Here is an 11297-nt window from a genome sequence, read left to right on the forward strand (position 1 = left end):
CCGGGGGCGCGCAGTTCCGCCCGCGACGGTGGCTTCCGTGAAGTACATGACTCCGCGGCGCTGTGCCGTGACCGCACTGCTCGCCGCCACGGCGCTGCTGTACTGCTGGAACCTGTCGATCAGCGGCTACGGCAACGACTTCTACGCCGCCGCGGCGCAGGCCGGCGGGCTGAGCTGGAAGGCCTGGCTGTTCGGCTCGCTCGACCCGGGCAACGTGATCACCGTCGACAAGCCGCCCGCGGCGCTGTGGGTGACCGGCCTGTTCGTGCGGGTCCTCGGTCTCTCGTCCTGGTCGATCCTCCTACCGCAGGCGCTGATGGGGGTCGGCACCGTCGGGCTGGTGTACCTGACGACCCGCCGGCTCCTCGGCTCGCTTCCGTCGCGGATCGCGATCGGAGGGGCGCTGCTGGCGGGCGCCGTGTGCGCGCTGACCCCCGCGGCGGTGCTGATCTTCCGGTTCAACAACCCCGATGCGCTGCTGGTACTGCTCATGACCGCCGCGGCCTACTGCACCGTGCGGGCATGCCAGGCGGCGTCGTGGCGCTGGCTCGTGGCGTGCGGCGCGCTGCTCGGCTTCGCCTTCCTCACCAAGATGCTGCAGGGCCTGCTGGTGCTGCCCGGGTTCGGGCTCGCGTACCTGTTGTTCGCGCAGACCTCCTGGCTGCGGCGGGCTCGGGATCTGGCGCTGGGTGTTGTCGCCGTGGTCGTTTCGGCCGGCTGGTACGTGCTGCTGACGGTGCTGTGGCCCGCGTCGTCGCGGCCGTACATCGGCGGGTCGAAGGACGGCACCTTCATGGATCTGGTGCTCGGCTACAACGGTCTCGCACGGATCGTCGGGAACAGCGGCGGCTCCGGTTCCGGCGGCTTCGGCGGCGGCGGGCCGGGCGGAAACGGCGCCACGGGCACGTCCTTCGGCGGCACGCCGAGCCTCGCGCGCCTGTTCAGCAACGAGTTCGGCAACGAGATCTCGTGGCTGCTGCCGGCTGCGCTGCTGGTGCTGGTGATCGGTCTCGTGCTGGTGGCGCGGCGTCGCTTGGATCGTGATCTCGCGCTGGGGCTCACCGTCTTCGGCACCTGGCTCGTGGTGACCGGCGTGGTCTTCTCGTACATGAGCGGCACCGTGCACCCGTACTACACCGTGGCACTCGTCCCGGCGATCGCGGTGCTCGTGGGCGGCGGCGCCGCCGTCGCGTGGAGCCGCAGGTCGACGGTGCCGGGCACGCTCGCGCTCGCCTCTCTGGTGGTGGCCGCTGGTGGCTGGGGCATCGTCCGCGCGTGGCGAGCCGGGTATGCCTGGCCATGGCTGGGGATCGTCGTCGGCGTCCTGATGGCGGCGGCGATCGTCGCGCTGGTCGTGACCCGGCGCGGTTCCGGTCGGGCGGTCGCCGCCGCGCTGGTGCTCGCGCTGCTCGCCGGTGGCGTTGCGACGGCGGCGTTCTCGGTCTCGACGTCGAGCACCGCGCACAGCGGCGGCGTGCCGACGGCCGTGAAGACCGCGAAGTCTGGCGACATGTTCGGCGGGCCGAGTGGGCGTGAGGGGAAGGCATCGTCGGGCGGCGGAGCGAAGGTCGAGCTGCCCGCGGGCGTGGAGCTCCCGGAGGGCGTGAGCGCCGACGACATCAAGGCCGGCAAGGGGCCCGGCGAGCAGAAGGCCGACCCCGAGCTCATCGCCCTGCTCAAGGACACCACCACGCAGTGGGCGGCCGCGGTCAACGGAGCGCAGAGCCAGGGTTCGCTGCAGCTGAACTCCGGGCGGCCGGTGATCGCGATCGGCGGGTTCAGCGGCTCCGACCCCGCGCCCACGCTCGCGCAGTTCCAGCAGTGGGTGAAGGACGGGAAGATCTCGTACTACGTCTCCTCCGGCGGCTTCCGCCCCGGCGGCGGGAAGTCCGAGATCCAGAGCTGGGTGGAGAAGAGCTTCACCGCCACCAAGGTCGGGGGCGCGACGGTCTACGAGTTGGTGACGTAGTCATGCATGGAGATCGATGGATACCGGGAAGGGGACAGCGGTGCTCACCGTGCCGGTGAACACGTCTCCGTCGCGGTAGGCCTGGGCCGCCGGGTCGAGCACGTAGGTGTACACGATCGGGGGTTCGTCGGCGGCCTGCTCGACGCGCCAGTAGAACCGGATTCCGGCCTTGGCGTACTGATCCGCCTTGACGACGCGGTCCGTTGTCTCCGAACCCGGGGAGACGACCTCCACCACGAGTAGGACGTCACGGGGCCGGGTCGGGGAGACGTCGATCGACTCCGCGCGGTAGACGATCACGTCGGGGCGCCGATTGGTCAGCGGTACGTCCTGCAGGCGGACGTCGAAATCAGTGTCGGCGTTCCACTCCTCGCCCGCCGCGGCATCAAGGGCGTTCGCCAACAGGCGAGCGAGGCGGTTGTGGCGTTTCGATGCGCTCGGGCTCACGACGACCATCCCGTCCACGATCTCGATGCCCGCGCACTGCTCCTCGGACCAGGAGTCGTATTGCTCGGCACTGATCTGCGAGCGCATCCACGACGGCGCGACAAGTTCCGTCACGAGCGCCTCCTTCGCGGATGAAATGCGACTACTTCGAGGATACGTCGGTCGAGGGCCGAATCAACCGCGGCCCGGAGCGGTCCGCGGGGGAGATGAGCGGCGGTCACGCCGGACAGGCGCCCGCGCCGGTGGGACCGGCGCGGGCGGCACCGTCGGGCTAACCGACGGCGGTGCCCTCCAGCTCGACCTTCTGCCCCGGGATCGCGAGCCGGGTCACCCCGAGCATCGTGGTGGTGGGGGCGACCCCCGCGGCGCCGAGGCGCGCCGCGAGGACGCCGTAGTGCGAGAACAGCTCGTCGATGTCGGTGCTGTAGACGTTCAGGCGCACCAGGTTCGCGAGCGACATCCCGGCCGCGTCGAGCACGGCCTCGAGGTTGTCGACCGCGAGCGCGAGCTGCGCCGCGACGTCGTCCTCGTGCTTCGGCCGGCCGTCGGGGCTCATCGCGGTCTGCCCCGAGACGTACAGGGTCCGGGACTGTCCGGTGACCAGTTCGCCCTGGTTGAATCCGAGTTCCTGCGACCAGGACACCGGGTTGATCGCCGTGCGTTCCATGGCACTTCTCCGTTCGGTTCGGCGGGCGTGCGGCGGCCCCGTGGCCATCCGTCGATACCCGTACGACCAGGCTCGCAGCGAATCACGTCACCTCATGTCGTGATTTTCGGAGACAATCGAGCCATGCGCGCCGATCGACTGGTTTCGCTGGTGCTCCTCCTGCGCCGGCGCGGACGGATGACGGCAGACGAACTGGCCGCGGAGCTGGAGGTGTCGCCGCGCACCGTGCAGCGCGACATCGACGCGCTCTCGACCGCCGGGGTCCCCGTCTACGCCGATCGCGGGCGCCGTGGCGGCTACTCCCTCCTGCCGGGCTTCCGTACCGAGCTGACGGGCCTGACCCACGACGAGGCCCTCGCTCTGCTCACCGCCGGGTCGGGCACGGGCCGGAAGGTGTTCGGCCTCAACGCTGCCCTCGCCTCAGCGATGCGCAAGGTCGTCGACGCGCTGCCGGAGGGGAACCGCGCGGACTTGGATCGGGCCGCGTCACGCTTCCTCGTCGAGCCCGAGACGGACCTGCTGTCCCGGCGCGCGGCGGCCGAGGAGTTCGACCCGGCGGTCATGGGCGAGGTCCGTCGCGCCGTCCTCGCGGGGCGCGTGCTCCGCTTCCGGTACGCCGCGCCGGAGAAGGAACCGCGGTGGCACACCGTCGATCCGATCGGCCTGGTCACGGTGCGCGGGCGCACGTACCTGCTCGCGGCGAAGGCGGGTGACGACCGCACGTACCGGGTGTCGCGGATGCTCGCGGCCGAGGCGCTCGCGGACTCCGCGCAGCGACCGGCGCAGGTCGACCTCGACCGGATCTGGGCCGAGCGGAGCGCGCAGTTCCTCTCCGAGAACCACCTTCCGGTCCTCGTCCGCGTCGAGGCGGCGCGGCGCGACGAACTGCTGAACCACGCGCGCGCGGTGCGCGCCGAAGTCACCGAGCCCGACGGGCGCATCCGCCTCGACGTCTCCTTCGAGGACCTGCGTCACGCGGTGTGGGCTGTGTGGCAGCTGGACACCGCCGCCGAGGCTCTCGCGCCCGAGGAGTTGCGGGCCGCCCTGCGTGCTCGGGCGATCGTCCTCGCGGACCGCTACCCGCCCACCTGACGATCAGGCCCCGTGGTCGCGGACGTCCGTTCCCTGCTCGGCGAAGGCCTTGAAGTCCTCCATGTGCTGCAGTTGCTGCTTGCGGAAGACGCCGGGAATCAGGAGCGCCATCAGGCGCATCAGGGGATTGCGGAAGCGGTACTCGTTCTCGCTCTCCCATAACGTCCGGTCCGGGCCGGCCTCCGTCAGCCGCTCGCGCGCGGCGTTCCACATCCCCGCGCCCTCGATCTCCCGCTCGTACCGCACGACGGTCCCTGCGGGGAGCGTGCGCAGGTCCGCCGGTTCACGGCGGGTGATGGTCTCGGTGAGCTCCATCGTCTGCTTCCCCGACCGCAGTACGACGCGCGAGACCGTCCCGACCTCGCCGTGCGTCCCGCTCACCGGTTCGTGGACCTCCATGCCCCGCAGCCACATCGGCAGGTGCGCCGGGTCGGAGAGCAGCTGCGCGACCTGCTGCAGTGGCAGCGCGATCTCGATCGAGGTCGTGCACTTCATGACCTTGGACGGTAGTCGCTTCGCGGATTCGACGAGTGTGACTGCGGTGTCATGCGGTGGCGACGGTGAAGGGGGCGAGCGCGTCGGCGATCTGAGTCTCAACGGGCGGCCAGGCGTAGTCGCCGCGCATGCCGACTGAGAGGCGCAGGTGCACGATGCCGTGGAGCGTCGCCCAGAGCGTGGTAGCCGCCCGCCACGGGTCGCGCTCGAGTCGATGCTTAGTCAGGTGAGCGCGCATGGTGCCGACCAACAGCTCGAGGGCCGGGGTTCCGAGTATCTGCTTGTCGTCGGGCACGACGCGCTCGGGGTTGAGGGGCATCGCGAACATCAGACGGAATCGGCCGGGGTTCGACAGCCCGTATCCGACGAAGGTTTGAGCGAACGCCGACAGTCCGTCGTCGCTGTTCTCGACGTGGTCCCTCAGTACCTCGACGAGCTCGAGATAGTGCCGTCGCTGCACCTCGTCGACGATCGCTTCGAGCGTGTCGAAATGTCGGTACAGGGTCATGGGGCTGACACCCGTGCGTCGAGCGATCGCCCTCAGGGACAGGTCGGACCCGCTTCCGGCTTCGGTGATCAGTTCATCGGCGGCGGCGAGGATGTCGCCGCGAAGGCTCTCACCTTCGCCGCGCGGTGATCGTGGGCGCTGCGTCCGGTCGGTGTCCATGTGCGCTTCTCCGTAGTGGATAAGGTCGTCGGAGTCATTGACAGGTGTAAGCATACAGATGTAAACCTACCGGTGTGGGGGTGGAGTAGGCGTCGGCGAGATCGTCCGCAACGAAGGAGCTCGACCATGAAGTTCACGTCCGACCAGATCCTCGACATGGTGCCGTTCGCCCGGACCTTGGGGATGGAGTTCACGTCCATCTCCGATGGGAGCGTCGAGGCGAGACTGCCCTATCGCGGGGAGTTGTCGACCATGGGAGGCGGGCTGCATGGCGGCGCGATCATGGGCGCATCCGACGTGGTCGGAGCGGTGACCGCCGCGCTCAGCTTGAACGACGGTGATCTGTGGACGACCGTCGAATCGACGACGTACTTCTTGAAGGCGGGCAAGGGCGAGTTCCTCGTCGCGCGAGGGTCCGTGACGAAGGAGGGGGAGTCGCTCGTCTTCGTGCAGGTCGATCTGTACTCCGATCAGGAAGTGCACGTGGCCCGGACCGGTCAGGTTCTGGCGGTCCGGCGGCGGGGCTGACCGCGGTGAAGGGGTGAGCCGTGGCCTCGGGGCTGCAGGGGTTCGGCTCCGGGGAGCCTGAGGGCATGATGGAAATCATGAACCGTCTCGGCGAGTCGACCAGCCCCTACCTGCGCCAGCACGCGGACAACCCCGTGCACTGGCAGGAGTGGAGCGAGGCCGCGCTGGCGGAGGCGGCGGAGCGGGATGTGCCCGTCCTGTTGTCCATCGGCTACGCCGCGTGCCACTGGTGCCACGTGATGGCGCACGAGTCCTTCGAGAACGAGGCCATCGCGGCGCAGATGAACGCCGGCTTCGTGTGCATCAAGGTCGACCGCGAGGAGCGCCCCGACCTCGACGCGATCTACATGAACGCCACCGTCGCCATGACCGGCCAGGGCGGCTGGCCCATGACCTGCTTCCTCACCCCGTCCGGCGAGCCCTTCTACTGCGGCACCTACTACCCGCCGGAGCCTCGCAACGGGCAGGCGAGCTTCCCGCAGCTCCTCGAGGCCATCACCGACACCTGGCGCGACCGGCGCGACGAGGTGAGCCGCGTCTCCGGGCAGGTGGCCGCGCACCTGCGGCAGGCCTCCGCCGGCCTGCCCGACGGTGCCGCCCCCTCCGCCGAGGACCTGGCCGGGGCGGTGCGCGCGATCTGCGCCGACGAGGACCCGTCGGGCGGCTTCGGCCGCGCGCCGAAGTTCCCGCCGTCGGCCACCGTCGAGGCCCTGCTGCGGCACCACGAGCGCACCGGGGACCCGGCCTCCTACGGCGTCGCCGTGCGGTGCGCCGAGGCGATGGCCCGCGGCGGCATCTACGACCAGCTCGCCGGCGGCTTCGCCCGCTACGCCGTGGACGCCGACTGGGTGGTGCCGCATTTCGAGAAGATGTTGTACGACAACGCCCTTCTGCTCCGCTTCTACGCCCACCTCGGGCGCCGCACCGGCTCACCCCTGGCGCTGCGGGTGGCCGACGAGACCGCCGACTTCCTGATCCGCGACCTCGGCGTCGACGGTGGCGGGCTCGCCTCCTCGCTCGACGCGGACACCGTCGTCGACGGGCACGGCGTCGAGGGCGCCACCTACGTGTGGACGCCGGCGCAGCTCGTCGAGGTGCTCGGCGAAGCCGACGGCGCCTGGGCCGCCGAGGTTTTCGCGGTCACCGCGGGCGGCACCTTCGAGCACGGAACGTCCACGCTGCAGCTGCAGGGCGAGCCCGACCCGGTGCGCCTCGCCGACGTGCGACGCCGGCTCTACGACGTCCGGGCACGGCGCCCGCAGCCCGGCCGCGACGACAAGGTGGTCACCGTCTGGAACGGCCTCGCGATCACCGCGCTGGCGGAGGCCGGCCGGGTCGACGAGGCCGCGTCCGTCGCGCGCTACGTCCTCGGAACCCATTGGGACGGTGCGCGACTGCGCCGCAGCTCACTCGGCGGCGCGGTCGGCGAAGCCGACGGCATGCTGGAGGACTACGCCGCCCTCGTCACCGGCCTGCTCGCGCTGGCGCAGCACGCGGGCGCCGCCGACACGGACGAGTCGCATTGGGCCGCAGCGGCAGCCGCGATCCTCGACGCCGCGATCGTGCGCTTCGCCGACCCCGCGGCGGACGGGAGCTGGTACGACGCACCGTCGGACGGCGAGACGCTGTTGACCCGCCCGCGCGACCCCGCGGACGGCGCCACCCCCGCCGGCGCGAGCATCGTCGCCGAGGCCCTCACCTACGCCGAGGCGCTGCTCGGGGAGCGCTACGCCCCGCTCGCCGCCGCCACCCGGGCCCGCTCCGGGGAGCTGATCCGCCGGGTGCCGCGCGGGGCGGGGCACCACCTCGCCGTCGCCGAGCAGGCCGCGGCGGGGCTCCAGATCGCCGTCGCCGACGGGACGGGCGCCGCCGCCCTGGTGGCGGAGGCGCGCCGCCTCGCCCCAGGCGGCGCGGTAGTCATTGCCGGAGCTAAGGATTCGCATCCGCTGCTGGAGGGGCGCGGCCCCGTCGACGGTCGGGCCGCGGCGTACGTCTGCCACGGCACCGTCTGCTCCCTGCCGGTCACCGACGGTGAGACGCTCGCCACAGAGATCGCGCGATAGCTGTGCTATGTTCGGCTCGTGGGTATGAACGCGTATTGGCGCTTTACCGAGGCTCCGGGTGGAGCCGGCGGTGATGCGCGCATGCGCGGATAATCCCGACCGTACGAACCCGGAGCCGAAGGCAGCGAGATCACTCGCTGCCTTTTTCTATGGCACCGGAAGGGATCTGGTGCCGCCACCAGGAAGGTTTCTCATGACCATCGAACTCGATACACCGGCGTCGACATCGAACCGTCGGGTTTCGGCGTTCCACGCGATCCCCTCGCCCGCGCAGCTGCGCGACGAGCTGCCGCTCGCACCCCGTCTGGCCGCGCAGGTCGAGGCCGATCGCGCCGCGGTCGCCGACGTCATCGCGGGCCGTGACCAGCGGCTCCTCGTCGTGGTCGGCCCCTGCTCCGTGCACGACCCCGAGGCCGCGCTCGACTACGCCCGCCGGCTCAAGCCGATCGCGGACGAGCTGGCCGACGAGTTGCTCGTCGTGATGCGCGTGTACTTCGAGAAGCCGCGCACCACCGTCGGGTGGAAAGGCCTCATCAACGACCCCGGCATGGACGAGAGCTACGACGTGCCCCGCGGCCTGCGCACCGCCCGGCAGCTGCTGCTCGACATCCTGGAGATCGGCCTGCCCGTGGGCTGCGAGTTCCTCGAGCCGACCAGCCCGCAGTACATCGCCGACACCGTCGCCTGGGGCGCGATCGGCGCTCGTACCACGGAGTCGCAGGTGCACCGCCAGCTCGCGTCCGGGCTGTCGATGCCGATCGGCTTCAAGAACGCCACCGACGGAAACGTCTCCGTCGCGATCGACGGGGTGCAGGCGGCCGCCGCCCGGCACGTCTTCTTCGGCACCGATGACGAGGGCGCCGCCGCCGTGGTCGAGACCGTCGGCAACGACAACTGCCACGTCATCCTGCGCGGCGGCCGCGGTGGGCCGAACTTCGACGCCGCCTCCGTCTCCGCCGCCGTCGGCGCGCTGGAGAAGGCCGGCCTCGCCCCGTCGGTGATGGTGGACTGCTCGCACGCCAACTCGGGCAAGGACCACGTCCGTCAGGCCGAGGTCGCGCGCGAGATCGCAGGCCGCCTCGCCGCGGGGGAGAAGGGGATCTCCGGCGTGATGCTCGAGTCCTTCCTCGTCGCCGGCGCGCAGCAGCCCGGCCCCGGCCCGCTGGTCTACGGCCAGTCCGTCACCGACAAGTGCATGGACTTCGCCACCTCCGATTCGGTGCTACACGACCTCGCCGCCGCGCTGCGCTGAGGGGATGGCTCACGAATTCGCGTTCTAGCGCGGTACGCGTGCGCCAGAGCAGGTGTACCTGCGCAGACCCCGAAATCGTGAGCCGTTGGAACGGCGTTGCACGCTGCTCGCGGTGGTCGTATCGTGGAGATGTAGCCGCCCCATCGCGGTGGGGTTGGAAGTGAGCCGCAGGATTACTCGCCGTATGGTGAGGCCTGCGGCTCGCGCATGTGATGCCGTGCTCAGATCACGTGCACCTCGACGGAGCCACCCAGACGAGTCAGGTGTTTCGGCTGGCCGATGCGGCTCTGAACGATCGCGCCACAAACTGCGTCTGCCACCCAGAGTGCGGGCTCGTCTCGTCCGACCACGTGACTGATCCGCAGATTGGACTCGATTGCCCGGCGTGATCGCAGTAGCTGCAGCGTCGCGATGTCGCTGGCGTCCAGATTCGCCCGTGATTCGAAGGTCATCGCTGCGCACGGCATCGCGGCGAGATGTGGGAGCAGGAACTCCAAGCACTTTCGGCGGTGTCGTCGATCGGTCGCCCCGATCTCTTCATGGACGACGCAGAAGGCTGCGACGGGCAGCGATGCCACAACCTCGACCAGCTCCGATCGGCGAGCTGCGTCCCGGGAGTACCAATGGACCTTGTCCTCGTTGCCCTGCTGTTCCAGCATCGTGGATCGAACGACGGGCAGATCGGCCTCTTCGATCAACGCCGCGGCGAGCAGGTACGCGCCCGGATCAAGGTCGGGCCTGGACCCGCTCTCGTCTCCCCACGCAGTGAGCACTCTCGGACGATAGCGGGCGGATCCGACAGGAAACCGGGGCCGAAGTAGATTGAATCCCGTGGCGATCACACCGGACACCAAGGACTGGACGTGGGTCATCGAGCGGGCCTGCCCGGCCTGCGGATTCGACCCGTCGACGGTCCGTCGCGAGGACGTCGCCGATCGCATCGCGCGGTCGGCCGTCGGCTGGGACGCCGCGCTGGCGCGGCCCGATGCGCGGGTCCGGCCCGACGAGCAGACCTGGTCGGTGCTCGAATACGGCTGCCACCTGCGCGACGTGCACCTCATCATGCGCGAACGGCTGAACCTCATGCTCGCCCGCGACGGCGCGACCTTCGCGAACTGGGATCAGGACGTGACCGCGGTCGAGGACGAGTACGACACCCAGGACCCGAGCACCGTCGCCGACGAGCTCGCGGACGCGGCGGCGGCGTTCGCGCAGGCCTACGCCACCGTCGGCGAGGAGGACTGGGCGCGGACGGGCCTGCGCTCCAACGGCTCCGCGTTCACCGTCGAGTCCTTCGCCGTCTACGCCCTGCACGACCTGGAACACCACCGCATCGACGTGGGAATGGAGAACACGCATGGCTGAAATCGCCGTCGTCACCGGAGCGAGCAGCGGGATCGGGGCCGCCACCGCGCGGCACCTGGTGCGCGCGGGGTTCGACGTGGTGATCGGAGCCCGTCGCGTGGAGCGGCTGGAAGACCTCAAGCGGCAGCTCGAGGCCGAGTACCCCGAGCGGATCGTCACCGCGCTGCCACTCGACGTCTCCGACGTGGACTCGGTGAAGACCTTCACCGACGCGATCGAGAAGGTCGACGTGCTGGTCAACAACGCCGGCGGCGCGCTCGGCGTCGACCGGATCGAGACCGCCGACGAGGCCGACTGGTCCCGCATGTACGACATCAACGTCCTGTCGATCCTGCGCGTCACCCAGGCGCTGCTGCCCAAACTGCGGGCGTCGCCGGCCGCGAGCGTCGTGACCATCGGGTCCGTCGCCGCGCTCGAGGCCTACGAGACCGGCGCCGGCTACAACGCCGCCAAGCACGGCGCCCGCGCGGTGACCCGCGTGCTGCGCCTCGAGCTCAAGGGCGAGCCGATCCGCGTCATCGAGATCGATCCCGGCCTCGTGGAGACCGAGTTCTCCGTGGTCCGGCTCGGCGGCGACCGGGCCGCGGCCGACAAGATCTACGAGGGCGTCGACAACCTCACGGCCGACGACATCGCCGACGCCGTGACCTGGACCGTCACCCGCCCGCCGCACGTGAACATCGACTCGATCCAGATCATGCCCCGGGACCAAGTAGCCGCTCGCAATGTGCACCGGAGGAACGTCTGAGCCA

Annotated in this window: 12 protein-coding genes; 7 read left to right on the top strand and 5 right to left on the bottom strand. The window is 70.4% G+C overall.

Features of this window, described 5'->3' with window-relative positions; translation table 11 throughout:
• Positions 1 to 67 precede the first annotated feature (67 nt).
• Positions 68 to 1969 carry an ArnT family glycosyltransferase gene (locus WFK95_RS05390; protein WP_336670079.1) on the top strand — a complete coding sequence of 634 codons (1902 nt, stop codon included), beginning with the start codon at positions 68 to 70 and terminating at the stop codon, positions 1967 to 1969.
• Here the strand turns inward: WFK95_RS05390 and WFK95_RS05395 are convergent, their stop codons facing one another.
• Positions 1970 to 2530 (bottom strand): Uma2 family endonuclease, encoded by a 561-nt coding sequence (locus tag WFK95_RS05395; protein ID WP_224645838.1) that lies wholly within the window; start codon positions 2528 to 2530, stop codon positions 1970 to 1972.
• Positions 2531 to 2687: 157 nt separating this feature from the next.
• Positions 2688 to 3083, bottom strand: coding sequence for a RidA family protein (locus WFK95_RS05400; protein ID WP_336670080.1), 396 nt, complete (start codon positions 3081 to 3083; stop codon positions 2688 to 2690).
• Between the two features lie 123 nt (positions 3084 to 3206).
• Between WFK95_RS05400 and WFK95_RS05405 the strand changes: the two genes are divergently transcribed.
• Positions 3207 to 4175 carry a helix-turn-helix transcriptional regulator gene (locus tag WFK95_RS05405; RefSeq protein ID WP_224645840.1) on the top strand — a complete coding sequence of 323 codons (969 nt, stop codon included), beginning with the start codon at positions 3207 to 3209 and terminating at the stop codon, positions 4173 to 4175.
• A 3-nt stretch (positions 4176 to 4178) separates the two neighbouring features.
• On the opposite strand, the gene WFK95_RS05410 is transcribed toward WFK95_RS05405, so the two are convergent.
• A complete protein-coding gene (locus WFK95_RS05410) occupies positions 4179 to 4670 on the bottom strand; it encodes an SRPBCC family protein (protein ID WP_336670081.1) in 492 nt (163 codons plus the stop codon).
• Positions 4671 to 4719: 49 nt separating this feature from the next.
• Positions 4720 to 5337 (bottom strand): TetR/AcrR family transcriptional regulator, encoded by a 618-nt coding sequence (locus WFK95_RS05415; RefSeq protein ID WP_224645842.1) that lies wholly within the window; start codon positions 5335 to 5337, stop codon positions 4720 to 4722.
• A 126-nt stretch (positions 5338 to 5463) separates the two neighbouring features.
• Here WFK95_RS05415 and WFK95_RS05420 point away from each other — a divergent pair, with 126 nt between their 5' ends.
• The 3 genes from WFK95_RS05420 (at position 5464) to WFK95_RS05430 (ending at position 9180) form a co-directional block, all read left to right on the top strand.
• A complete protein-coding gene (locus WFK95_RS05420) occupies positions 5464 to 5865 on the top strand; it encodes a PaaI family thioesterase (protein WP_224645843.1) in 402 nt (133 codons plus the stop codon).
• 77 nt (positions 5866 to 5942) lie between these two features.
• Complete coding sequence (locus WFK95_RS05425) at positions 5943 to 7928, top strand: thioredoxin domain-containing protein (protein WP_336670082.1); 1986 nt, start codon at positions 5943 to 5945, stop codon at positions 7926 to 7928.
• A 193-nt stretch (positions 7929 to 8121) separates the two neighbouring features.
• Positions 8122 to 9180: a 3-deoxy-7-phosphoheptulonate synthase gene (locus WFK95_RS05430; protein WP_224645844.1), complete on the top strand. Its 1059-nt coding sequence runs from the start codon at positions 8122 to 8124 to the stop codon at positions 9178 to 9180.
• 221 nt (positions 9181 to 9401) lie between these two features.
• Here WFK95_RS05430 and WFK95_RS05435 read toward each other — a convergent pair whose 3' ends face one another.
• On the bottom strand, positions 9402 to 9953 hold the full coding sequence (locus WFK95_RS05435; RefSeq protein WP_224645845.1) for a hypothetical protein: 552 nt from the start codon (positions 9951 to 9953) through the stop codon (positions 9402 to 9404).
• 58 nt (positions 9954 to 10011) lie between these two features.
• Here WFK95_RS05435 and WFK95_RS05440 point away from each other — a divergent pair, with 58 nt between their 5' ends.
• Both WFK95_RS05440 and WFK95_RS05445 read left to right on the top strand, forming a co-directional pair.
• Positions 10012 to 10545: a DinB family protein gene (locus tag WFK95_RS05440; RefSeq protein WP_224645846.1), complete on the top strand. Its 534-nt coding sequence runs from the start codon at positions 10012 to 10014 to the stop codon at positions 10543 to 10545.
• Entirely contained in the window at positions 10538 to 11293 is a 756-nt protein-coding gene (locus WFK95_RS05445; protein ID WP_224645847.1) for an SDR family NAD(P)-dependent oxidoreductase, read from the top strand. Before WFK95_RS05440 ends, WFK95_RS05445 begins: the two co-directional genes overlap by 8 nt.
• Positions 11294 to 11297 lie beyond the last annotated feature (4 nt).

Source organism: Tsukamurella sp. USMM236, from assembly GCF_037148755.1.
GTDB lineage: Bacteria > Actinomycetota > Actinomycetes > Mycobacteriales > Mycobacteriaceae > Tsukamurella.